We start from the raw sequence: 24,653 nt of genomic DNA on the forward strand, positions 1-24,653 counted from the left end.
CAACTATTTTTTACAATAGTGTAAAAAATTATAACAATTAAGATATTAAGACAGAACAACGGTTTAATAATAATTAAAAACAGGCAACTAAAGAAAAACCCTGCCCATACATCAGCATGGGCAGGGTGTTGCTAGTTCTGTTTTACCGTAATCGTTAACTCTTGTTTACAGATAGCGCTTTTTCGATTAAAAACAGTAAGTTCCTGCGATGTGCCGTTGTTTGGATATCCGAACCGGACGACGCTCCGGTTAGTTTGGTTTTAACATCCGTCAGTGCGGCCAATGCTGCGGCCTTACTCGCATAATCATAACCGGTTTTAGCTTCCAGGATACCGCTCAAGGCGGCCACGTAATCCGTTTGAAGGTTTTGGCGAACCAGATTGACGCTGCCATTGAGGTCAGCATCAAAAATATAGCCCGTCAAATCCTGCATTACCTCCGCTACGGGATATTCATTTCCGTATAAGCTGCTATTGTTGATTCTTGACAGTGTTGTAGGATGCAGAATGTGCGACAGCGTATTCACCTGCAATGAACGGAAGGTATTCTGTGGCTTATAGTCTTCCGTACCGTTGAAGAAATTAAAGCCACGGCGCTGGGGCTGTAGATACGGGAACAACGGATAGTCTACTTCAAACGCATCCGGGGCATAAATATATTTACCCAGTAAATCCATGGCTTTCTTCTGTGTTTCCAGCGGCACGGGTGTATAAGGTTTACTGTCCGTTTTCTGCCCTACAAAGCTGCGATCTACATACACACCGCCAATATAACGACTAATGGCGTTAGCCATGTCTGCCCGTTGGCGGTTAAGCTGCCCGTATCGCTGTAGCAGTTCCTGATAGCTTTGGTCCGGTTTGCTAAACCGATCTTTCAATTTCGGCATCATGTCATTAACCAATAAAAAGCGCTCTTCACCATAAGCCATCATGTCATTGGAATGGTCATTCACATTAACGCGTGGATCGATGGCCTTACCGGGGCTGCGCATGTCATCGGCATCATTACCGAATGCCAACTGGGGCTCAGTACTCCGGCTCAGGATCCGGTTCAGCCCTTTTTCTTCCTCTTCAGGCGAAAACGGGGTATAACCGTATTCAATAGCCCAGATGTCATAAGGCCCCGCTTTCGTGGTATAATAATCGCCTTGCTTCTTACGGTCGCGGCTCACATTAATGGCCGGATAATCCATTACTGAGCCTTGCAGGCCAACTTTCCGGGTCAGCTTAGTATCATGCAATTGATCGGGGCTAAGCATCTGGCTCGCCCGCATGTTGTGGTTCAGTCCTAATGTATGTCCCATCTCATGCATGATCAGGTAATAGAGAAACTGCTTGTGCATCTCACGCACCGTTTCAGCTTTCCTGGCCTCCCCCATATCGGCGTCGAGGGTTTCCACTACCGCTAATCCCGTCTGGAATTGCATGCTCAATTCATTGGACAGGTTGCAAAGCGCCATTCGGTTAACCTGCGAATGATGCAGATATACCTCTTGGGGAGCAATGGCCTCCGCTGGATTTTCCCACGGGGCCGCTGCCGGCGTTCCGGTGCCACCATTGAACAGGTCGTCCATCACCGGAGTTCCGGCGCCCGACTTCCATTCCACGGTAATGTCTGCACCCAAAATCTGGCCGGTCAACGGGTTAAAGAAACTTGGTCCGATGGCACCGTAGCTCGGACTGCTTGACGATTTCCAGCGGATAACATTGTAAGCAATATCCGCCGGATCCCAATCGGCATCATCGGGCATTTCTTTCATCACAATCGCATTCCGGAAACCTGCAGCCTCAAACGCTTCATTCCACTTTTCACCTGCTTCTTTAATTATCGGGCGGTATTCCAGCGGGGTGGTATTTTCAATCCAGAACACAATAGGTTCTACGGGTTCACTGATTTTAGCATTCGGGTTTTTCTTTTCCAGATGCCAACGGCTTATGAAATCCCGGTACGGGGTGGGCGAAACGGACGTAAGGTCATCTACCTGGGCACCGAAATAGCCTACCCGGGGGTCGTCTCTACGCGGGCGGTAACTATTTTGGGGTACCTCCAAAAACGAATGCTGCATTTTTATGGTCACGTAGCGGGCATCCGTAATATCCCTGCCACCGCCGTTCAGCGGGGCAGGGTTTTCATAAGCCAAACTGACCACCACGTCGGTGTTTCCCGGAAACGACCTTACTGTATCATAACCGGACTTCCCTGTGTTAAGATTTCCCAGATTGAATACCGCCGTAGGCGGTACCCCCGGCGGAATAACCGGCTTCACAGCATCCAGTTTATTGCTGATGAACAAACCATCAACAGGAATAAGATAGCCCGAACTATCGTGAGCCGCTATTTTCTCCGAATGGAAAATGGCTTCCGCTACGTCTGCATTAGCGGCCTTGCTCACCGGATTGTTCGGATCGTAGTAAAACGAGGTGTTTTTTCGCAGAAACTCTATCCGATCATTTTTTTTCCGAATACTGAACAGCCATGTATCCCTGATCATGTTCTGGTTAAGGTACAGCGCCGTAGGCCCTCCCATGGAAAAGCTCTGGTAAATAAAGTCTTTATCCAATTGGTCTTTGGTTAAGTAAAGTTGCAGGCTGGCCGTGGCGGTATCCCGGTACAGTGTAAAAAGCCCATCAATCTTTGTGCTGGATTTCACTTTGTCCGAAATCGAAGGCTCGTCGGCCTTTTTCTTCTTCACCGAATCGGCTTCCGCTTTCTTTGTACTGTCAGGCGGTGCAACCTTCGCCGTGTCGGGCTGCTGCTTACTTGAGGTGTCCTGCAGGGAATACACGATCCCCCCGAAGCCGAATGCGGGTACCGCCAAAAAAAGGCTACCCGCCGCAATGAACGTCAATACGTACTTCATAAGGTTTGGATATAATTATTCATTCATGTGGTGGTTCAACAAGCATAACGCTCACCATAATGATGAGACGCCAAAAACCCCGATAAGTTACACCATTCCTCACAAATGCCTGGAAAGTCCGCGCAACTTCTTTGTTACACAAGCACTTGTACTTAACCACGGCAACTATCTTCCATCAAGTGATGATTTCAGTGGAATAACTTCATCCGCAAACTTCTTGTCATCAACAAGGAAATACGTGGTAGGGCGTTGCGATGATTGAACGATCCATTGTGCCGTGTCTTGCTTCCATGCCTGTACACTCACCAACTCTCCAGATCGGCCGTGAACGGTCAACAATGCATCGGCCCCATCCTTAGGCTCAAACCCGTTTGCAAACGTCGGCAAGCTCATCAGTGCCATTCGGCTGATATAGCGCTCCACGGCAGCTGAGTCAGCCGTCGCCCCGTCGAGCAACCAGGAGGTTCCTTCCTTAGTGAGCGACCAAGCCGATACGCCGGACGCCGTTATTGACATCACATCATCTTTGGTCACCCGCAGAAATGTTTTGTCGCGCCAGTCATTGAGCGGTTTATTATACTGAGAATACAAATAGCCGTCCACCGCATACACCTTATCGGCATCAGCCAGCCGCAAATACGACTGCCCTCCACCGTACGGGTTCCCCTGTGCTGGAGCATCTCCTAACCACCATTCCCCTAACCTGATGTCGCCACCGCCGAGCACTACAATGCGGATGCCAGATGTATCCCCCACATGATATTCGTCCCATTTTGACGACTGCCCCGTGACGATACGGTTCGCCCGCATATCCACGAATGAACCCATCAGGGCTTTCACCGCATTACTGTCGGCCCGATCCGACATCCCTTCACGGCTAACAACCCACCCTTGGGGTGTACGGCTCAGCACTACCTCTTGTCGCTGTTCACTGACCGGATACAATTTAATTTGCTGCACAGACGCGGTATCAATGGCCGCCAACTCAATATTCAGCGTATTTTCACGTTTTGATGCACGGAAAAATCTGGCCCCCAGGTAAACGATTACCAGAACAGCCAAGACAATGGTCAATTTTTTGTTATTTAACTTCATCATAGTTTTCAGCCATTCGTTGTTGTCTTACCTTGCGGTTACGGCGGACACGCCATATACCATATAGGATAGCCAATACCACCGGAAGCAAAAAATTCAAATACTTAATTGTTACCTTCGCGCTATCGGACAATTCTGCAATGGGTCTTGAGGTTACGCCCTTGGTCCGCAGTTCGATAAGCCCCGTATCGTCCGAAAGCCAGTCGATGGCATTCGCTAATAAATTCACATTATCAGGTTCAACCTGCCGCTGCTGCGACTGCTGCCCTTGCATGGGGGGCGGGCCGTTGATAATGAAATCACCATCAGAAACCAATACCACTTTTGTTGGTGTTCCCCCAGCAACCATCGGCCCTTCCACCGCTGCCGCTACACAGATGTTACGGGCCTTGAAGTCGTCCTGTTTCCAATCTTTGTTAATCTGGAAAAAGGCCGGTGCAGGCAATGTATCAGAAAGCGCAGACGAAAACGCCAACGGTGTAAAACGTAGTGTGGTATCACCTGTAAAGCGCACCGGGCTCGCAAATTCCATTACTACCTGCTCCAGTCCCGATGATACCGGGTGATTGGCAAACGTAGAAAGAATGGGCAGATAAGGAAACGACACGTTGGTCTGCAGCATAAAGAACCCTTGCTGCTGCTGTATGGGTATAGTCGCGCATTGCGCATCAATCACAAACGCGGCATCCACCATGATGCCTCTTTGGGCAAGCCACCCTTCAAGTCCGGTGGTTACTTCGTTGCCCTGGCCGTTTTGCAGGTTCCCATCCACCCGGTTTAATGCTACTGCCAGCCGTCCGCCCCTTCCCAAAAAGGTATCCAACTTCGCCAAGTGATTGGCAGGGATGCTGTCGGTGGGCCTAATAATGGCCAATGTGGCTACATCTGCGGGTACACTGGTCGAATCGCTGAATGTTACAGCCTGCACATCATACAAGATTTGCAGTTGCTGGTTCAGCTGAGGCATCTCATATAGGGCCGGCTCGCCGTGTCCTTGCAGAAAACCAATTTTGGGTTTCCTGGCAATGGTCAACTTCTTAATGGACGTGGCCAGTGCGTATTCCATGGCAGCTCCCGGCTGGATAAACGGGATAACTTCCTGTTTATCCCCGTAATCGATGGTAGCCCCCAAGTAAGCCCGCTGTTGCTTCACTTGATCCCGTTCGCGTACATTAATCATGACCGGGCGAATACCCTTTTGAGCAACCTCCTGCTCCTTCGCTTCATCCGTGTTGGGGTTGATGAACTCAAACATCACCTGCCCGCGCGACCGGCTGGCGAACTCCACGAGCATATCCTGAAAATCCTTTCGGGCCTTCTGGATATGTGCCGGCAAATTTTCTGAAAAATACGCCCGCACCGTTACAGGCTCATCCAAGCCAGCGAGAATATCCCGCGTAGCCTTGCTTAAGGTATATTGACGCCCTTCAGTGAAGTCCAGTCGGAAACGGAACTCATAAGCCAGCAGATTAGCCATCACCACGATGCCAATCAGCAGGGTCACAGAAGTATATAGCTTTCTCTTCATGGTCATTGAATGGTACGTTTAGCAAGTGAAACCTCGGCCAGCATCAATCCTACAAAAACGATAGACAAGAAATAAACCACGTCTGTACTGTCTACGACACCGCGGGAGATGCTCCCGAAATGCTGAGACAGGCTCAGGGCGTCGAAGAACAGTCCTACAGCACCCGTGAACTGCCCCGCCAGCACATCGAAAATCAGGTGGAAAAATAATCCGATGAAGAGCGCGGTCAGGAAAGCCACAATCTGATTGCTGGTAATGCTGCTCGCAAACAGCCCGATACTGATGTATGCCGCACTCAGCAACAACAGGCCCAAATACCCGCATACTACCTGTCCTACATCAAGATTTCCTATATTGGCCAACGTAATGGGATACGGCAGCGTGAAAGCTAATGCAATAGACACCAGCAAAAACGTCGAAAGGAATTTACCCACCACCACCTGCCGATCCGTCACCGCCTTGGTAAGCAGCAATTCAATGGTGCCGGTTTTATTCTCTTCGGCGAGCAGGCGCATGGTGAGCGCCGGAATAAAGAAAAACAACGTCCAGAAAGCCACATTGAAGAATGCTTCGAGACTAACCTGGCCCACCATGAAGATATCCGAACCAAAAAGCCACGTAAAAAAGCCACTGAAGCCCAAGAACAGCACTAACATGATGTAGGCCATAAGGGAGTCGAAATACGAATGCAGTTCGCGTTTAGCGATTACCCAAATTGCTTGCATAATATGCCGATTAGTTTACGGTTAAATTTCTGAAAATATCCTCCAGGCGGGTCTCAACCGGCGTCATCTCGGTGATTACCCAGCCTTTTGCCACACACAGGTTAAAGATGTCGCGCCGCGATGAGTGACCTGCCCGGCTTTTTACCTCGAAACGCGACGACCCGCCTTCATCCGCCTTCACTACAGCTACATGCGGCAAAGCCGACAGCGCTTCCACAGCGTGCTGGGCCGTGGTGCCCTCCAGTTGGAGATGCACCACTTCCTGTCCGGATGCCTGCTGGCGCAAGGTGTCAGCCGTACCGTCTGCCACAATCTTCCCTTTGTTAATGATCAGTATACGGTCGCACGTAGCTTCCACCTCCGGCAGTATATGCGTACTGAGAATGACAGTTTTGGCCTTGCCAATCTCCCGGATAAGCCTGCGTATTTCTACAATTTGATTGGGGTCAAGCCCTGTGGTGGGTTCATCAAGAATAAGAATCTCCGGGTCATGGATCATGGCTTGGGCCAGTCCTACCCGCTGCCGGTAGCCTTTAGATAGTTCACCGATATTTTTGTGCTTTTCAGCGTTAAGGCCGCATAGCCGGATCATCATCCGTGTACGCTCTTCGATCCGATCATTCGGTACGCCTTGGAGTGCAGCACAAAATTGTAAGTAGTCAATCACCGGCATATCTAAGTACAATGGATTATGTTCCGGCAGGTACCCGATGTATCGTTTAAGCGATTGCCCTTCCCGCTTCACCGACCGACCGTCGATAAGGATATCGCCACCATCGATACCAATATAGCCCGTAATCATCTTCATCGTACTACTCTTGCCCGCCCCGTTGGGTCCAAGGAAACCAAGGATTTCCCCCGTTTTCACCTCAAAGGAAATCCCGTCGACCGCCCGTTGCGAAGCATAACGTTTGGATAGATTTTCAATACGTATGTCCACGAGTCAAGAAAATTTTGGAGTCTAGTCGATTGACCGGAATCTCCGGCCAATGGTTGGTGCGAAATTATTGGATTTCGGAAAAAAAACAAAATCAATCTTGTGGCGCATCTCCACTAAAACCGGATACGGAAATCCTCCTTGGCCTGTCCGGCATGGAAAAACACAAGCCCCGCGTGAAAGAGGTCGACCGTAACGGTCACCTCTGGCTTGGATTTAATCGTCTGCCATAACTGTCTCATGCCATTCCCCCGATGAATGTCGGTAATCACGATCACACTCTGACGATGAAGCTGCGGCCACAAATGTTCCAGTTGCCGCTCCAAAGCATCGCCCCCACCGCCCCATGCAACAACAAAGTCCAACTGCCCTTCGGACCACGCGGTTCCCACCCGATATACGTGCTCCGGTTTAAACCTTTCGATAAGGCGATGTATCAAGCGCCTCACCTTGTCCTTCGATTCGCTTGCGCGCCTCGGCGCATAAATCACTTCATCAACCAAGCGATACACAAATGGCGAGTGTGTGCCGTGGCGGCTATGAGACCTCAGATAATGCGCCAGAAAGTCGACATAGAACCGTATGCTTTCCATCATGCCAAAGATAGCGATAACCGGCAATCCGCTTGGCAGCCCGAAACAATTCCAATAGTTTTTTGTAATTTTGTCATAATGAACGACAAAGAGTTAGATTCACTGATAAAATTACTTGACGATCCAGACGCCGAGGTCTTCCGGCATGTGGAACAAAAGCTGATTACCATGGGGCCGGAAGTCATTACCCGGCTGGAGTCGGTATGGGAACAATCGTTCGATGTTGTGTTGCAGACCCGGATCGAGAACCTCATCCATAAAATACAATTCGAAGATGTGCTGCAAGAACTCGAACTATGGAAGCTAAGCGGCTCTTTCGACCTATTGCAAGGATTGATCATCGTTAACAAATACCAATATCCCGATGCGGATGAACAGAAAATTATCAACCAGATAGAAGCCATCAAACGCGATGCTTGGCTGGAAATGATTTATAGCATGAGTGCGGTGGAAAAAGTGCGGTTGCTTAACAATATCATTTACAATGTATACGGATTCTCAGGCAATACCAGCAACTATCATGATCCGCAAAATTCCTACATTGGTCAAGTATTGGAAACCCGCCGGGGTAACCCCATACTGCTCGCGTGCATCTATAGCATTGTAGCACAGAAGCTTGATATTCCAATTTATGGGGTAAACTTACCTAAGCATTTTATTTTGGCTTATACCGAGGGCCATAATCCCGTTGAAAGCCAGCACGGCATTCTGTTCTATATCAACGCTTTCAACCGGGGGCAGATCTTCGGGCGGCATGATGTGGTGGCCTTTCTCAAGCAGCTTAACCTTTCGCCCAGCGATAACTTCGTGTTACCATGCAGCAATCCGGACATTATCACCCGTGTACTTCGCAATTTAATAACCTCTTATGCCCAAGCAGGAAACGCCGCCAAAAGCGAAGAAATTAACCGAATGCTGTCTATACTGACTTAAACAACAAATCTTATCACTGCACCTGCCCGCGGGCATCCAGGAAGATGCTGAATGGGCGTCTATTAGGCGCACTAAAGGTCACCTCTGCTTCCGGCGCTACATTTCCGCTATCCGAAAGCTTGAAACGCAATACCTTGCCAGGCCTTTCGGCCGCATCTGCTACATAAATAATCCGCTGCCCATCGGCACGGGGTCGCGGGTCGATGGCCACATCAATAGGGCCGGAAAGACCAGTAAGCGGCCCGCTAATCACCCGTGTGGGCATCACGGTAACCAATGGTTGGGTCAGGTGTTCTTTGATACCTTGGATGATATAAACCTTGCCCGCCATATTTTGATTGGGATCACCGTAATCAGCGGCTACCAGCACATCCAGCGAGTCTACGAATGCAATCCCCCTGATGCTTAGGGCGCCCGGAATCCGCAGGGTTGAAATGGCTGGAAAGTTCACTTCAACAGAATCAGCTTGGGATAGATTTCCATATAGTTGAATACCACCATTAGCAGCAGCGTCAGAGACCAATAGGCTGTCGCCCCAAAGCACCATTCCCCAAGGCCGAACCCCCTCTGTTAATTGAAGGGCACGATTAGGCACGGTATAACCGTTTCGGTTCATCGGCTGGTAAAAACCATAGATATGTGAAAAGGTTGAGCCGGTGTTTGCAACATAAAGCATCTGGGTTGCCGGGTGAAACGCCACCCCCCGCATCTGATTCAATCGGCTGTTACCCAGTCTCCCTGTATTGGCCAGCTGTCCCAGATTATTTACCTGCATTACCCGTACCAGTGTATCATAACGCCCCGACTGGAAAGCACGCCCCACATTCGGACTAAAGTGGATGCCTGCACCGCCGGCAGCACCTGAGTTATGATTGAAGTCAATGGTCATCGTTCCTCCATCGGCCGGATCAATCAGCGCTACGTTATCCACAGGTGGTTCCGTGTCGCTCTGTGCAACATCCTCAAAAGATATATACAACCGCGATATCGGCCGAGTGGGCAGCAGCGGCTCATCGTCGTTGCGCATGCAACCACCAAAAGCCAACAATAGACCCGCAATGACCACCAGACAACCAAATGACATCTTCATCACCATGGATTTTGGACAAAGATATGAATTTTTAACGACCCGAAAAGGATGGCAAGCACCGTTATTCGCTTGCAACACTCCCGTTTTATGAGTAATATTGCATCCGTAAACAAGTTGACGGTAAGATGGATAATACGGGATTCAAACGAGAACGACTGGAACTGCCGAACGGCGAGAAAAAGCTACTCCTGCACTCTTGCTGCGCACCGTGTTCCGGTGAAGTGATGGAAGCCCTGATTGCTTCGGATATTGACTTTACGATTTATTTTTACAACCCCAATATCCATCCGCGCAAGGAGTACGATCTGCGCAAGGATGAGAATATCCGGTTTGCCGAAAAACATGGTATCCCGTTCGTAGATGCCGACTATGATGTGGATAACTGGTTTGCCCGTGCCAAAGGGATGGAGCATGAACCTGAGCGCGGCATTCGGTGCACAATGTGCTTCGATATGCGCTTCGAACGCACGGCTTTGTATGCCTACGAAAACGGATTCCCTGTTATTACCAGTTCATTGGGCATCTCCCGCTGGAAAAACTTCGAGCAAATCAACGACTGCGGCATCCGTGCCGCGGGTCATTACCCCGGCATTACCTATTGGACATATAATTGGCGTAAGAAAGGGGGATCTTCACGCATGTTGGAAATCAGCAAACGTGAGCACTTTTACATGCAGGAATACTGCGGCTGTGCCTACTCCCTGCGCGACACGAATCACTGGCGGTTACAGAATGGCCGCGAACGGATTGAAATCGGCAAAAACTATTACGGGGACGAGGGTACTACACCAGCCTGCTCTTAAAGAAGCTGATAGTTCGCTCCCATGCCAGTTTTGCTGCTGCCTGATTATACCTTGTGGGTGAAGTGTCGTTATTGAATGCATGATTTACCCCTTCATAGAAAAATAACTGGTAATCGATACCATTTGCTTTCAACGCCTCTTCGTAGGCCGGTATTCCGGCGTTAATGCGCTCATCCAACTCCGCATAGTGCAGCATTACGCTGGCTTTTATTTTCGGCACATCCCCCGCGTTGGGTTGCCCGCCGTAATAGGCCACGGATGCCTGCAATCGAGGGTCGTTTACGGCCAGCCGGCCGGCCATAGCCCCACCCCAGCAAAAGCCCACGCATCCTACCTTCCCGTTGCCATCCCGGTGCTCACGAAGATATGTCAACCCGTTTAGGTAGTTCTGTACGGTCGTTTCCATATCGAGTTTACCGATAAGCTCCCGTCCCTTGTCTTCGTCGGCGGGTGTACCGCCGAATGGAGAGAGGGCATCTACTCCGAGGGCCAAGAAGCCTTCGGCGGCTACCCGCTTGGTCACGTCAACAATATGCGGATTTAATCCGCGGTTCTCATGGATGACTACCACACCGCCAAGAGATGCCTTGTTCTTCGGCTTGGCAAGAACCGCTTTCACATCACCGTCCGCGCCGGTATAGGTGATGTCTTCAACGGTGATATCCTCGCTTTGAAAAGGCGTTGCCGCCGCATAATTGTTCTGTAACAACGGCAATAGCGCAGCTGCCGCCGCCGTACCGCCGGCAAGCATTGCTAACCGCTTCATGAACGCCTTCCGTGTGAGCTGACTGTGCGTGTACTGGTCATAAAGACTAATGATTCGCTGATCCATACAATTTTCGTGTCTTGGTCAACCAAAGTTAGGTAAAAACCGAACCGAAAACAACCACGGGGCAAAGCCGCCGACAGGCGTTCGTTTAATCATGGTTCGTTCGATAAAAAACTTTCATATCTTATAATTTATATTTACCTTTGCAGGCTCAATTGTGGGACGGTGAATTATTTGAAGCAATATCGGATCCCCTTTTCGGGGTTGAGTTTGGGTACGCATGACTTCGAGTTTGACATTGACAAGGCGTTCTTTGATTGTTATGATTATTCAATAGTAAAAGACGGCAATCTCAAGGCGCTGGTCAACCTGCACAAACAAGAAAACATGATGGTGCTCCGTTTCGGTATTACCGGTACGGTAACCCTTACGTGTGACGTTTGCTTGTCTGCCTTCCCGGCCAAGACAAACATTGAGGAAAAACTCATTGTGAAGTTCACGTCAGACGATATGGGCGAAAGTTCCGAGGAAATCATGGTACTGGCCAAACACGAGCATGAACTGGATCTTGCGCCGCTGTTGTATGAATACATCAACGTATCCGTGCCGCATTACATCAAATGCAGCGAACAAGGTGACAATATCTCCTGTGACGAAACGGTACTGGAGAAACTGAATGATCTGGCTCCGGAGCAAGAAGAGAAACAAACAGATCCCCGTTGGGACGCATTAAAAAATATAACGTACAATAAAAATTAACAATACGAGATGGCACATCCAAAACGTAAGACCTCCAAAGCACGGAGAGACAAAAGAAGGACACACTATAAAGCTGAACGGCCCACGTTGGCAACTTGCAAGGAAACGGGTGCTGTGCACCTACCCCACCGTGCGTATCTGGTAGACGGCAACCTGTATTACAACGGCAAACTGATTATCGAAAACGCAGCTTCCGCCTAAGTTGATCTTTCAAAAAAATTGAACATCCCCATAGCGTGTAACGTTTTTTATACGTTACTTTGGGGTGTTTTTGTACCTTATTGTTCGGACAATGCACAAACCGGTGTTAACGGCACGTGCACGGGCATTAAAAGCAAACTTGCGGAAGAAAAGCCATAACGGATGAAGATTGGTTTAGACATATTGGGTGGTGACTTTGCGCCTGAGGCAACCCTGAAGGGGGCTATCCTCGCATCAAAACTGCTTTCAGAAGGCCAGAAAATCGTACTCATAGGCAACCAAGACATTGCTAAGCAGTATATCGAGCAAGCAGGGGAAGACCCTGCTTTTTTTGAATACGTACATGCCCCAGATACCATTGGGATGGGCGAACACCCTACCAAAGCCATTACGCAGAAGCCCAATTCGAGTATCAGCCGTGGATTCCAATTATTGAAGGAAGGAGGCATTGATTCCTTTGCCTCTGCCGGAAATACGGGCGCCATGCTGGTTGGATCAGTATTCAGCGTAAAAACCATCCCCGGTGTAATCCGTCCGGCCATTGCCACCAACGTTCCCAAAATAAAAAGCGGCTTCGGCATTCTGCTTGATGTAGGTGCGAATGCCGACTGTAAGCCGGAGATGCTTCCCCAGTTCGGGTTACTCGGCAGCTTATTTGCCGAACATATTTATGGCATCCAGCACCCCTCCGTAGGCTTAGTTAATATCGGTGAAGAAGAAGAGAAAGGCAACATGCTTACGCTGGCGGCATACCCACTACTGAAAGCAAGTGACCGCATCCGGTTTGTGGGAAATATCGAAGGACGCGAGTTGTTCGACGATAAGGCCGACGTCATGGTATGCGACGGGTTCGTTGGCAATGTGGTATTAAAATTGGCCGAATCGTTCTACGTGCTTACCCGAAAAAAAGGATTTAACGATGCGTTTTTCGACCGCTTCAACTATGAACAATACGGCGGAAGCCCCATCCTGGGAATCAATGCCCCGGTCATTATTGGCCACGGCATCTCCAGTCCTGAGGCTATCAAAAACATGATACTGCTCTCTAAAAACATGATTGAATCCAACATCATCGAAAAAATTAAATCTGCATTCAACTAAGCATTCATTATGTCAAAAATTCACGCCGCTATCACGGCTGTCAACGGGTACGTACCGGACTATATCCTCACCAACCAGGAGCTCGAAACCATGGTAGACACCAACGATGAATGGATTACCACTCGTACCGGCATTAAAGAACGGCGAATCTTAAAGGGCGAAGGGAAGGCTACTTCTGACATGGCAGTTCCTGCCGTAAAAGGGTTACTCGAAAAACGAGGTATCGACGCTGCTGAAATTGACCTGATCATTTTTTGTACCGTAACACCGGACATGCCTTTTCCAGCAACGGCCAATATCTTGGCCGACAAAGTAGGCGCGGTAAATGCGTGGGGGTTTGATTTACAGGCGGCCTGCTCGGGCTTTATTTACGGACTCGCCACAGGCGCGCAGTTCATTGAGTCGGGCATGCACAAAAAAGTGCTGGTGGTCGGCGGAGACAAGATGTCGTCCATTATCAACTATAACGACCGTACCACCTGCATTATCTTCGGCGATGGATGCGGTGCTGTTTTGCTGGAACCGAATGACGAAGGATTGGGGGTGATCGATTCCATCCTCAAAAGCGACGGATCAGGCTGTACTTACCTGAACATCAAAGCCGGTGGGTCGCTGCACCCTGCCTCGCACGCCACCGTAGAGGCCGGATGGCACTATGCCTATCAGGAGGGACGGGCCGTCTTCAAGTTTGCCGTAACCAACATGGCCGACGTGGCCGCGGAAATCATGAACCGTAACCACCTTACGGCTGACGACGTTGCATGGCTGGTGCCACACCAAGCCAACAAGCGTATCATCGACGCCACGGCAGAGCGCATGGGCGTCGGTGAAGAAAAGGTGATGATTAACATACAAAAGTATGGCAATACGACAGCCGGCACCATCCCGCTATGCTTATGGGAATGGGAAGATAAACTGAAAAAAGGAGATAATCTTATCCTCGCCGCTTTCGGCGGCGGCTTTACCTGGGGGTCGGTATACCTGAAATGGGCCTACGGCGCATAGTTAAAAAAAAGCCGTCGATTATTGTTATATAACAGATTAGATTAATATTTTTGATTCTTAATTAGCAAACCTACTAAGCAATGAGCATGGATATCAAACAGATTCAGGATCTGATTAAGTTTGTCGCGAAATCAGGTGTGAATGAAGTATCTATTGAAGAAAAGGATTTCAAGATCACCATAAAAACAAACCAGGAACCCACCTATGTAACGGCTACCGTTCCCGTTACGGCTCCGCAGCCCGCGGCTCCCGCTCCTGCACCGGCACCCGTGGAGGCCCCTCAGGCTGCTCCTGCCAAGACAGATGATACGTCAAATTACGTAACTATCAAGTCGCCCATGATCGGTACGTTCTACCGCTCACCATCGCCTGACAAACCGGCATTCGTAAACGTGGGAGACGACATCACGGCCGGAAAAGTGGTATGCATTGTGGAAGCAATGAAGCTGTTTAACGAGATTGAGTCTGAAGTTTCCGGAAAAATAGTGAAGGTATTGGTAGAGGATGCCCAACCGGTGGAATATGACCAACCCCTGTTTCTGGTTGAGCCCAAGTAATTTGTGAAGAAAGGACGATAGCTAAACATACATGTTCAAAAAGATACTAATAGCCAACCGTGGGGAAATCGCATTGCGCATCATCCGCACCTGCCGCGAGATGGGTATCAAAAGCGTGGCGGTATATTCCACGGCCGACCGCGATAGCCTGCACGTTCGTTTTGCCGATGAGGCAGTATGCATAGGCCCTCCCCCAAGTAAAGAATCTTACCTCAATATCCCCAACATCATATCCGCAGCGGAACTGACCAATGCAGATGCTATACACCCCGGTTATGGGTTCCTTTCCGAAAACGCCCGGTTTTCATCGATTTGCAAGCAATACGGCATCAAATTTATCGGGGCTACTGCAGACCAGATTGAAAAGATGGGCGACAAGTCTTCGGCCAAGGATACCATGAAAAAAGCGGGTGTACCTACCATCCCGGGTTCTGACGGGCTGGTAAAAGACGTAACCGAAGGTATCAAGATAGCCAAGGAGATTGGTTATCCGGTTATCCTTAAGGCCACTGCCGGAGGAGGCGGGCGCGGCATGCGCATCGTATGGAAAGACGAAGATTTTGAGCCAGCATGGGATTCAGCCCGCCAGGAAGCAGGTGCTGCTTTTGGCAATGACGGCATCTACCTCGAAAAATTCGTGGAAGACCCAAGGCACATAGAGATACAGGTGGTAGGCGATCAATACGGTACCGTATGCCACCTTTCAGAGCGCGATTGTTCCATCCAGCGGCGCCATCAAAAACTCATCGAAGAGGCTCCTTCCCCCTTTATTACACCCGAATTACGGAAAGCCATGGGCGAGGCTGCCATCAAAGGTGCAAAAGCGGTTAACTATGAGGGAGCGGGCACCATAGAATTTTTGGTGGATAAACACCGTAATTTCTATTTCATGGAAATGAACACCCGCATCCAGGTGGAACATCCCGTTACCGAAGAGGTTATCAACTTTGATCTTATCAAAGAACAGATTAAAGTAGCCGCCGGTATCCCCATCTCGGGCAATAACTATGAACCAACGATGCACGCCATCGAATGCCGTATAAATGCCGAAGATCCGTTTAATGGGTTCAGGCCATCGCCCGGTAGAATTACCAACTTCCATTCCCCGGGCGGACATGGTGTACGGGTAGATACGCATGCATATTCAGGATATGTTATTCCGCCTAACTATGACTCGATGATTGCCAAACTCATTTGCGTGGCCCAAACCCGCGAAGAAGCAATCTGTACCATGGAGCGGGCGTTGAGCGAATTTGTCATCGAAGGTGTAAAAACCACCATTCCGCTACACCTGCGCCTCATGCGCGACCCCAATTTCAGAGCGGGCAATTTCACCACCAAATTCATGGATACTTTTGATTTAAGCGAATAAATGTAATATACCCCACGGCAAAATACCATTCTTATCAAACAGAATGGTATTTTTGCTTTTTATTGTCGTCATGAGCAAACTATCCGGAAAGAAACTGATCGAGACCCTGAAGAACAAAGGCAAAAATCTCGAAGCCGAAATGTCATTTTTCGATCACTTGGAGGTATTGAGGTGGCATTTGATTCGATCGGCCATCGCCGTAGTCATCTTCATGCTGCTTGCATTTTCATTTTACGATTTTATTTTTGATGACATCATCATGGGGCCCAAAAGTCCGGATTTCTGGACCTATCGCATGATGTGTAAGATCGGCGAATGGCTCAATACACCCGGCTTCTGCGTTACGGAGGTTCCGGGAACAATCATTAACACCCAGATGGCAGGGCAGTTCATCCTGCAAATCAATTCTTCACTTATTATCGCTGTAATGCTCGGTTTTCCTTACCTGCTGTATGAGGTTTGGCTGTTTATAAAGCCTGCCCTCACTGATGTGGAACGGAAATCGGCTAGCGGATTTGTCTTCTATGCCAGCATACTGTTTGCGCTGGGTGTATTGTTCGGTTACTATATCGTGGTGCCGCTTTCCATAAACTTTCTGGCCAATTATTCCATCAGTGAAACGATCGCCAACACGATCACCATCAGCAACTACCTATCCTTTGTAGCCACGTTGACACTCGGATGCGGTATTGTATTCGAATTACCCGTTATTATCTTCATTCTATCGAAAATCGGCATCATGACTCCGCAGTTCATGCGTAAGTCCCGTCAATACGCCGTAGTCATCATCCTGATCATTGCAGCCATCATTACACCCACGGCCGATGTGATCACCATGCTTACCGTGAGTTTCCCGATGTTCCTGCTCTATGAATTGAGTATTGTTGTGGCCTCGCGGGTACATAAAAAACGAATGAAGGCCGATCTGGATTTTTACCGCGGTGAAGAAACCAAATAAAACATTATACCATGACCACACATAAAACGATTGCCATCGGAGGAGACCATGCCGGATTTACATACAAGCAAGCATTGGTTCAGTTTCTGCTTGATGAAGGGTATACCGTGAAGGACTTCGGCACAGACACTCCAGATTCCGTGGATTATCCCGATTTTGCACATCCCCTGGCCGATGCGGTGGAACGCGGCGAATTTGATAAGGGGATACTCATTTGTGGTAGTGCCAATGGCGTGGCCATCACCGCAAACAAACACCAAGGTATCCGGGCAGCAATCTGCTGGCTAGAAGAGCTTGCCGCGCTTGCCCGCCAACACAATGATGCCAACGTCGCGTGTATCCCGGCCCGTTTCATCGATATCGAAACCGCCAAATCCATTGTCAATACGTTTCTGACAACTGATTTTGAAGGTGGACGTCACGCCACCCGCGTTGGCAAGATATCCTGTTAGTTCAATACACAAACATAGCACAATGAAGCAGACATTCTCGTTACTTTTCCTTATCCCGGCCTTTTACGGGTGTATTATGGCCCAGGATCCGGTACAGCAGCGCTATGCCGCTGAAATCAGTCCGGAAACAGCGAAAAAGCATTTATCCATCCTCGCTTCCGCCGAATTCGAAGGGCGGGGCACCGGCGAACCCGGCGGCGAAAAGGCGGCAGCCTACCTCGCAGAGGAATTTAAAAACCTCGGCCTTACCGGCCCGGTAAACGGCTCGTATTTCCAGCCTGTGAAGCTAATCCGCACACGTTTCGATGTCAAGGAATTCGCCATTGGAGGCAAATCATTCACCAACGGCAGCGATTTTTATTTCATCGGGGCCGGCCCGGAAACCCGCATCAACGCCAAGGAAATCGTGTTTGTCGGTTACGGCATCAGCGACGCCAAGTATGACGACCTGAAAGGCATAGACATCAAGGACAAGGTTGTACTGGTGCTTAGCGAAGGCGAACCAAAGAATGCCCAAGGTCACTCCCTGATCACGGGTACAAATAAACCTTCAGAATGGGTAACCTCCCGCAATCAGCGTTTGCAGAACATCGTAGCCAAAGGGCCGAAGCTCGTCATCGCGGCATCAGAATCTGTGCAGGAAACGCTGAAACAATTTGGCACCCGCCTTACCCGGCCCCGTATCGCCCTACAAGAAGACACCGATGATCCTGCACCCGGCGCCACACCCGTGGCCACCATCAGCACGGACATGGCCGATCTGCTCCTTGCCCCCGCTAAGACAACAGTCAATGCCTTAAAGGCAAAAATCGATGCTTCCCAGAAAAGCCAAAGCCAAACACTCAAAACCCGGTTCAACACCACATTCGGTGCAGTAACTGAACCGTTTACTTCTGACAATGTGCTGGGATACCTGGAAGGCTCAGATCTGAAAAATGAATTGATAGTCATTACCGCACATTATGATCACGAGGGTAACCAGAACGGCGTCATCTTCTTCGGCGCAGACGACAATGGATCCGGCACCACCGGAGTATTGGAAGTCGCCCGTGCCTTTGCCAAAGCCAAAGCCGAAGGCCATGGTCCACGGCGAAGCATCCTCTTCATTGGCTTCACGGCCGAAGAAAAAGGCTTGTTAGGTTCAAACTATTATTCCCGTCATCCGGTGTTTCCTCTGGAGAACACCGTGGTTAACCTGAATATGGACATGATTGGCCGCATTGACGACAAGCATTTACGCGGTAATCACAACTATGTCCATGCCATCGGATCGGACAAGCTTAGCTCAGAACTGAAAACCATCAATGAAAACGCCAACGCCGAATATACCCACATGGAGCTGGATTACATGTATGATGATCCGAAGGATCCGATGCGCATTTATTACCGGTCCGATCAGTATAACTTCGCCAAACATGGCATTCCAGTGATCTTTTATTTCAGCGGTTTGCATCCACACTACCATACCCCAGAAGACACCGTAGACAAAATCAATTTTGAGATGCTCGCCAAGCGTGCACGCCTCGTGTTCCATACCGCCTGGGAGATTGCCAACCGCGATAAGCGGTTAATAGTGGATTCAAATAAGGAATAATTCAACGGACAACCGTCAAATCCTCCCAATGATAAGCCGTATGCTCCAACCCAAGCATGCGGCTTATCATTTCGTAGATGTCTGCCCGGGTTTTACCTTGTTTACGAAGATACTGGATTGAAGTAGCGCCCGCTGATTTGGACAATTTAGTGCGTCCATCTGACTTCAGCAGCAATGCATGATGGTAAAAAGTAACCTGCTGAAAAGCATTACATCCCAACACATCCGCAAGGTATATCTGCGCCAAGGTAGACTCCCATAGGTCTGCCCCGCGTATAATCAGATCTATGCCGAAATGAATATCATCAATCAATGACGCCAATTGATACGCGGGGAAACCGTCTTTTTTCCGCACTACAAAATAGTGCATCTTCGGCGGAAAGGTTACACGCGTACTTCCTTCCAGATAGTCCTTAACCAGCATATTGCCTACCGTGTCGGTGCGCAGGCGCCAGCTACACCCCGCTCGCTCCAATGGCAGCCCTCTGTCCTTGCATGTACCGGTATACGTACCCTGCGGATGATGATTGAGTAACAAAGCGCGTGAACAGTCACAGGCAAATACCGAACCTCCGTCCTGCAACCGCTGCAATGCCTTCCGGTATGCCGGTATCCGGTGTATCTGCGAATAAGACTCTTCATATTCCCGGTAATTCTTCGGCCCCTCGTCCCAAGGCAACTCAAGATAATCCAGCGTTTCAAAGATGTCCTCCACATATGCGCGCTTTATCCGTTCGCGATCTAAATCATCAATACGAAGGAATATACGCGCACCTGTCCGCCGGGCAATGGCCACCGTAAGCGCAAAAGACAATACATTGCCCAGATGCAGATAACCGCTGGGTGTCGGCGCAATCCGGGTGCACTGAAAAGAATGCGGATACTCCATCAGCTATTCATTATTTTTTTTAATCGCATGCAACGTTTCGCCTGCCCGTGCGTCTTATCAGGTAGATAAGTAATTCTCAAAAATAATGTGTGTTTGTGAATCACTGGAGCTGGCTCCGCTCCCCGCGACCAGCCAGCTTCCAGCTGGTTCCTCAGATACCCCCCAACCATTCCAGGAAATGGTCAAACCATTTATCAGCAGTGGTCTTGTTATTCAACCCGAAACCGTGCCCGCCATTGGGATATGTTATCAGCTTTGCTGGTATTCCGTGTTTACTCAACGCTTCTACATATAACCGGCTATTGGAAATAGGTACAACCCTATCATCTTCCGCATGCACCAGAAACGCCGGCGGTGTGTCTGCGGTAACCTGCAATTCGTTTGAAAAACGGGCAACATCAGCCGCTGCCGGATCATTGCCCAACAAATTATTCCGCGAACCATTATGGGTCAGCCCCTCGCGCATACTGATAACCGGGTACAGCAAAAGCGAGAAATCCGGGCGGAGCGATGTACCTTTGGAATTTTCAATATACGCTTCCCGGTAATGGGTAGAAAGGGTTGAAGCCAAGTGCCCCCCGGCTGATGACCCCGCAATACCGATTTTATCTTCCGCTATCCCCCACTCATCCGCCCGTTCCCGCACCAGTTGGATGGCACGCTGGGCGTCCTGAAGCGGGCCGATACGCTTATCCTTCATGATCTCATCTTTTGGCAGCCGGTATTTCAAAACAAACGCAGCTACACCGTGCGAAGCCAGCAGTCTAGCAATGTCATGGCCCTCGTGCGTGATCGCCAAAATGCTATAGCCGCCTCCCGGACAGATAATTACCGCTTTACCCGTATTGATTGTACCTTCGGGAGGAAAATAAGCCGTAAGCGTCGGCACCGTTACACCTGCTACCCTTGTCCGGCCGTCGTCAGCGGTGGTTGACGTCTCTTCCATCGGAAACGGCTTGCTGTTTGGCACTTCCCCGTCGTATAGGTTGATGACCGTTTGGCCATTTACATGAACGGCCACTCCCATAACTATCCCGCAACATAAACAGCTTAGATAATTCATAATTACGATTGCTAATCAATGATTGGAAACCACCAACAAATCCAAATCCTTTGGTGTCATATTGAATTTGTTGGCAATGTCTTTATTGGTCAGATGTCCTTGATAAAGGTAGATGGCGTTCCGTATGCCTGGCTTGGCCCAAATCAGGTTCATGATCCCCCCCATTTCTCCGATATCCAACAGGATTGGGGTAAAAATGTTAGTCAGCGCGTATGTCGCCGTACGCGCCACTCTCGAAGCAATATTTGGCACGCAATAATGGATAACATCGTATTTCCGGAATACCGGCTGCTCGTGATTGGTGATCTCAGAAGTTTCGAAGCACCCTCCCTGGTCAATGCTTACATCAATGAGCACGGAGTTAGGTTTCATTTTCGACACCGTCTCTTCGCTGATGATGCACGGGCTGCGCCCGTTTTTGGCCCGGATGGCTCCGATAACCACATCGCAGCCCACCACCGCTTTCCGCAACACAATGGGTTGGATAACCGACGTAAATACCCGGCTTCCCACATTATTCTGTAAGCGCCTAAGCCGGTATATCGAGCTATCGAACACTTTTACCTGGGCACCCAGTGCAATGGCTGTCCGGGCCGCAAACTCGCCCACCGTTCCGGCTCCCAGAATCACCATCTCCGTAGGTGGCACGCCTGTAACACCTCCCAGCATCAGCCCCTTGCCATCAAACACATTGCTCAAGTACTCCGCAGCTATGAGCACAGAAGTCGCCCCCACGATTTCACTCATCGCGCGTACTACGGTAAGCGTATTCCCTTCATCGCGCAGGTATTCATAAGACAGGGCTGTTACCTTCTTTTTCATCAGCGCCTGAAGGTGGTCAAGGCTCATCAGTGAGGGCTGCTGCGAAGACAGCAACACCTGGCCGCTGCGCATCATATTGATCTCTTCCAATGTCGGCGGCGATATTTTGATGATGATATCGGCCTTATAAACTTCTTCCTTGTCATGTACAATAAGCGCGCCCTGCTCACTGTAATGGTGGTCGAGGAAATTGGCAGCATCGCCGGCACCGCTCTCCAGCACCACTTCATGCCCATTTTCAATCAGCAGCGCCACAGAAAGGGGTGTCAATGGCACACGGTTTTCCTGAAAACTGATTTCTTTCGGTATCCCTATGTAGAGGCTATTTTTTTTCTTCCCCCTCTCCAGCATGGCTTCCTGTGGCTGTAACAGCGCCTGCCGTGCCAATTTAGATAGCTCACTCATGACACTCGCATTATTCTAAAATCTGGGTTCAACATGCGAAAATAATCAAAGTTTTAATAATATCGGGGGTAAAAAATGTATTCTCGACATCTACGGCTTGATTACTGATGTAAAACATGTATATTTGGCTCGCGCCACCGCCCGTTGTTGTTATAAATCTCACTGGATGTTTGACAGGTTTAACATCGTTCCCCGCTGGATTATTTTTGCCCTCGATTTGTGCTGCAGTGCAGCGGCCCTTTTCTTTGCCTACCTCCTCTTAAACAGCTTTACCTACGCGGCAATAAGCTCGGCAGATTTCAGCCGTAAGCTGCTGGTGGTATTGGTAGTAAGCGCTGCCGTTTTTTTCCGGCTGAAGATGTTTGCAGGTATCGTTCGGTATACCAGTGCGCTTGATTCCATACGCATTCTTTTATCTGTTTTGCATTGTCTGACCATACTGTTCTTGCTGAATACTATCCTGATTGCCTTCAATCGCATTCCACTGCTATCCAACTCGCTGCTGGTGGCGTACGGTTTGATGAATTTCTTGCTGTTGATCACTTACCGTTCGATGGTCAAATTGTTCTTCCTGTATGTCAAAAACATGAAAACGACACGGAAGCAGACCATCATCTATGGTGCCGGCGATTTGGGTATCGCCGCCAAGCGGACGCTGGACCACGACCATAACTCAATTAACATGGTTGTCGGCTTCATTGACGACAACCCGCAAAAGGTAGGCAAAATCATTGACGGCGTCCGCATCTACCGCACTGATTACCTTAAACGGCTAATTGCTCAGGGCAAAGTGGACGAGCTGATTATATCCACCCATAATATTCCCGTTGATAAAAAGGCGGCCATTGTAGACATTTGCTTGGAACATGACATCAAGGTGCTGACCATGCCTCCGGTACACCGCCTAATAAATGGAGAAATCAGACCTGATCAAATTCAGAAATTGCGGATTGAAGATTTGCTGGAGCGGGAGCCCATTCAGATAGACAACCAATCCATCCGTCAACAGCTAAGCGGTAAACGCATATTGGTTACCGGAGCTGCGGGTTCCATCGGCAGCGAGATTGCACGCCAGTTGGGGAAATACGGCCCCCAGCTCATTATTTTGACTGATCAAGCCGAAACCCCGCTCCATGACTTACAATTGGAACTAGAAGACGTACAGAAAAATCAGGTTTATCATGCCTTTATCGGCGATATTCGAGACAAAGAACGCATGGAAGCACTATTCCGCACGTTCAAACCCCATTACGTATACCACGCCGCTGCATACAAACATGTGCCCATGATGGAAAACCATCCTGTAGAAGCCGTACGCACCAACATCATGGGCACCCAGCTTCTCGCCCAGTTGGCTGTCGCTTACGGTGTCGAGAAATTTGTGATGATTTCAACCGACAAGGCCGTTAATCCCACCAATGTCATGGGTGCGTCCAAGCGCATCGCCGAAATCTACGTACAAACCTACTTCAACCACCTCGCCCAACAAAGCCGAGGCTCCGGCAAATCCTACACCCGCTTTATCACCACCCGGTTCGGCAATGTACTGGGCTCAAACGGCTCGGTCATCCCCCGGTTCAAGGCCCAAATCGAAAAAGGCGGCCCGGTCACCGTAACCCATCCGGAGATAACCCGTTATTTTATGACCATCCCGGAAGCCTGCCAACTGGTGCTGGAAGCCGGTTCCATGGGCAAAGGTGGCGAAATCTATGTCTTCGACATGGGCAAGTCGGTAAAAATTGCCGAATTGGCCAAAAAGATGATCAAGCTGTCTGGCTTCAGCCCCAACAAAGATATCAACATTGAATATACCGGCCTCCGGCCCGGCGAAAAGCTCTACGAAGAGCTACTCAATGATCTGGAAAACACCCTTCCCACCCACCACCATAAGATTATGATCGCTCAAGTAAGAGAATACGATTTCGAGCAGGTGGAAACCGAAGTCAACCAATTAATAAAAAAAGCGAAGGATCAGAATCAACGGGAAATCGTCTTGAAAATGAAGCAATTGGTACCTGAATTCAAAAGCAACAACTCCATCTACGAAGAATTGGACGAAACGCGGCAAAAAAACATTGCTATCTGAAAAGGCGTTGCAAAAAAGCCTGTATCCACCTTGTTTATCAAATGTAAAAGTGTATT

At 49.3% G+C, this 24,653-nt stretch carries 23 protein-coding genes; 12 read left to right on the top strand and 11 right to left on the bottom strand.

Annotation, left to right across the window (positions count from 1 at the left end; all coding sequences use genetic code 11):
* Positions 1-154: 154 nt before the first annotated feature.
* From BM030_RS04425 to BM030_RS04450, 6 genes are all read right to left on the bottom strand, one after another.
* The gene (locus BM030_RS04425) at positions 155-2,860 is read right to left on the bottom strand and encodes a zinc-dependent metalloprotease (protein WP_090971537.1); all 2,706 of its coding nucleotides are present in this window, start codon (positions 2,858-2,860) and stop codon (positions 155-157) included.
* A gap of 165 nt (positions 2,861-3,025) precedes the next feature.
* Positions 3,026-3,958 carry a DUF4340 domain-containing protein gene (locus BM030_RS04430; RefSeq protein ID WP_090971539.1) on the bottom strand — a complete coding sequence of 311 codons (933 nt, stop codon included), beginning with the start codon at positions 3,956-3,958 and terminating at the stop codon, positions 3,026-3,028.
* A complete protein-coding gene (locus BM030_RS04435) occupies positions 3,942-5,489 on the bottom strand; it encodes a GldG family protein (RefSeq protein WP_090971541.1) in 1,548 nt (515 codons plus the stop codon). The genes BM030_RS04430 and BM030_RS04435 overlap by 17 nt, the downstream gene beginning before the upstream one ends.
* Positions 5,486-6,208: an ABC transporter permease subunit gene (locus BM030_RS04440; RefSeq protein WP_090971543.1), complete on the bottom strand. Its 723-nt coding sequence runs from the start codon at positions 6,206-6,208 to the stop codon at positions 5,486-5,488. The genes BM030_RS04435 and BM030_RS04440 overlap by 4 nt, the downstream gene beginning before the upstream one ends.
* A gap of 10 nt (positions 6,209-6,218) precedes the next feature.
* Positions 6,219-7,148, bottom strand: coding sequence for an ATP-binding cassette domain-containing protein (locus BM030_RS04445; RefSeq protein WP_090971545.1), 930 nt, complete (start codon positions 7,146-7,148; stop codon positions 6,219-6,221).
* A gap of 113 nt (positions 7,149-7,261) precedes the next feature.
* Entirely contained in the window at positions 7,262-7,741 is a 480-nt protein-coding gene (locus tag BM030_RS04450) for a hypothetical protein (RefSeq protein ID WP_090971547.1), read from the bottom strand.
* A 75-nt stretch (positions 7,742-7,816) separates the two neighbouring features.
* Between BM030_RS04450 and BM030_RS04455 the strand changes: the two genes are divergently transcribed.
* On the top strand, positions 7,817-8,671 hold the full coding sequence (locus BM030_RS04455; RefSeq protein WP_090971549.1) for a transglutaminase-like domain-containing protein: 855 nt from the start codon (positions 7,817-7,819) through the stop codon (positions 8,669-8,671).
* Positions 8,672-8,684: 13 nt separating this feature from the next.
* On the opposite strand, the gene BM030_RS04460 is transcribed toward BM030_RS04455, so the two are convergent.
* Positions 8,685-9,761 carry a PQQ-dependent sugar dehydrogenase family protein gene (locus BM030_RS04460; protein ID WP_139215811.1) on the bottom strand — a complete coding sequence of 359 codons (1,077 nt, stop codon included), beginning with the start codon at positions 9,759-9,761 and terminating at the stop codon, positions 8,685-8,687.
* Positions 9,762-9,886: 125 nt separating this feature from the next.
* Here BM030_RS04460 and BM030_RS04465 point away from each other — a divergent pair, with 125 nt between their 5' ends.
* A complete protein-coding gene (locus BM030_RS04465; protein ID WP_090971553.1) occupies positions 9,887-10,564 on the top strand; it encodes an epoxyqueuosine reductase QueH in 678 nt (225 codons plus the stop codon).
* On the opposite strand, the gene BM030_RS04470 is transcribed toward BM030_RS04465, so the two are convergent.
* Positions 10,545-11,396 (bottom strand): dienelactone hydrolase family protein, encoded by an 852-nt coding sequence (locus BM030_RS04470; RefSeq protein WP_090971555.1) that lies wholly within the window; start codon positions 11,394-11,396, stop codon positions 10,545-10,547. The two genes, BM030_RS04465 and BM030_RS04470, sit on opposite strands and share 20 nt — an antisense overlap.
* Positions 11,397-11,558: 162 nt before the next feature.
* Between BM030_RS04470 and BM030_RS04475 the strand changes: the two genes are divergently transcribed.
* From BM030_RS04475 to BM030_RS04515, 9 genes are all read left to right on the top strand, one after another.
* Entirely contained in the window at positions 11,559-12,092 is a 534-nt protein-coding gene (locus BM030_RS04475; protein WP_090971557.1) for a YceD family protein, read from the top strand.
* A 9-nt stretch (positions 12,093-12,101) separates the two neighbouring features.
* Positions 12,102-12,293 (top strand): 50S ribosomal protein L32, encoded by a 192-nt coding sequence (rpmF, locus tag BM030_RS04480; protein ID WP_090608039.1) that lies wholly within the window; start codon positions 12,102-12,104, stop codon positions 12,291-12,293.
* Positions 12,294-12,455: 162 nt separating this feature from the next.
* Positions 12,456-13,394 (top strand): phosphate acyltransferase PlsX, encoded by a 939-nt coding sequence (gene plsX, locus BM030_RS04485; protein ID WP_090971559.1) that lies wholly within the window; start codon positions 12,456-12,458, stop codon positions 13,392-13,394.
* Positions 13,395-13,403: 9 nt separating this feature from the next.
* On the top strand, positions 13,404-14,399 hold the full coding sequence (locus tag BM030_RS04490) for a beta-ketoacyl-ACP synthase III (RefSeq protein ID WP_090971561.1): 996 nt from the start codon (positions 13,404-13,406) through the stop codon (positions 14,397-14,399).
* 80 nt (positions 14,400-14,479) lie between these two features.
* Entirely contained in the window at positions 14,480-14,956 is a 477-nt protein-coding gene (accB, locus tag BM030_RS04495; protein ID WP_090971563.1) for an acetyl-CoA carboxylase biotin carboxyl carrier protein, read from the top strand.
* 31 nt (positions 14,957-14,987) lie between these two features.
* On the top strand, positions 14,988-16,328 hold the full coding sequence (accC, locus tag BM030_RS04500; protein WP_090971565.1) for an acetyl-CoA carboxylase biotin carboxylase subunit: 1,341 nt from the start codon (positions 14,988-14,990) through the stop codon (positions 16,326-16,328).
* Positions 16,329-16,398: 70 nt separating this feature from the next.
* Complete coding sequence (gene tatC / locus BM030_RS04505) at positions 16,399-17,286, top strand: twin-arginine translocase subunit TatC (protein ID WP_090971567.1); 888 nt, start codon at positions 16,399-16,401, stop codon at positions 17,284-17,286.
* 11 nt (positions 17,287-17,297) lie between these two features.
* Entirely contained in the window at positions 17,298-17,738 is a 441-nt protein-coding gene (gene rpiB, locus BM030_RS04510) for a ribose 5-phosphate isomerase B (RefSeq protein ID WP_090971569.1), read from the top strand.
* Positions 17,739-17,760: 22 nt separating this feature from the next.
* Positions 17,761-19,332, top strand: coding sequence for a M28 family peptidase (locus BM030_RS04515; protein ID WP_090971571.1), 1,572 nt, complete (start codon positions 17,761-17,763; stop codon positions 19,330-19,332).
* Position 19,333: 1 nt separating this feature from the next.
* On the opposite strand, the gene BM030_RS04520 is transcribed toward BM030_RS04515, so the two are convergent.
* The 3 genes from BM030_RS04520 to BM030_RS04530 all read right to left on the bottom strand — a co-directional run bounded on the left by BM030_RS04520 (position 19,334) and on the right by BM030_RS04530 (position 22,511).
* On the bottom strand, positions 19,334-20,221 hold the full coding sequence (locus BM030_RS04520) for a glutamate--tRNA ligase family protein (protein ID WP_090971573.1): 888 nt from the start codon (positions 20,219-20,221) through the stop codon (positions 19,334-19,336).
* A 151-nt stretch (positions 20,222-20,372) separates the two neighbouring features.
* Positions 20,373-21,284, bottom strand: coding sequence for an alpha/beta hydrolase (locus BM030_RS04525; protein WP_090971575.1), 912 nt, complete (start codon positions 21,282-21,284; stop codon positions 20,373-20,375).
* A 15-nt stretch (positions 21,285-21,299) separates the two neighbouring features.
* Positions 21,300-22,511, bottom strand: coding sequence for an alanine dehydrogenase (locus BM030_RS04530; RefSeq protein WP_090971577.1), 1,212 nt, complete (start codon positions 22,509-22,511; stop codon positions 21,300-21,302).
* A gap of 166 nt (positions 22,512-22,677) precedes the next feature.
* Between BM030_RS04530 and BM030_RS04535 the strand changes: the two genes are divergently transcribed.
* Positions 22,678-24,597: a polysaccharide biosynthesis protein gene (locus BM030_RS04535; RefSeq protein WP_090971579.1), complete on the top strand. Its 1,920-nt coding sequence runs from the start codon at positions 22,678-22,680 to the stop codon at positions 24,595-24,597.
* Positions 24,598-24,653 lie beyond the last annotated feature (56 nt).

It is taken from the genome of Parapedobacter composti (assembly GCF_900112315.1).
Taxonomy (GTDB): Bacteria; Bacteroidota; Bacteroidia; order Sphingobacteriales; family Sphingobacteriaceae; genus Parapedobacter; species Parapedobacter composti.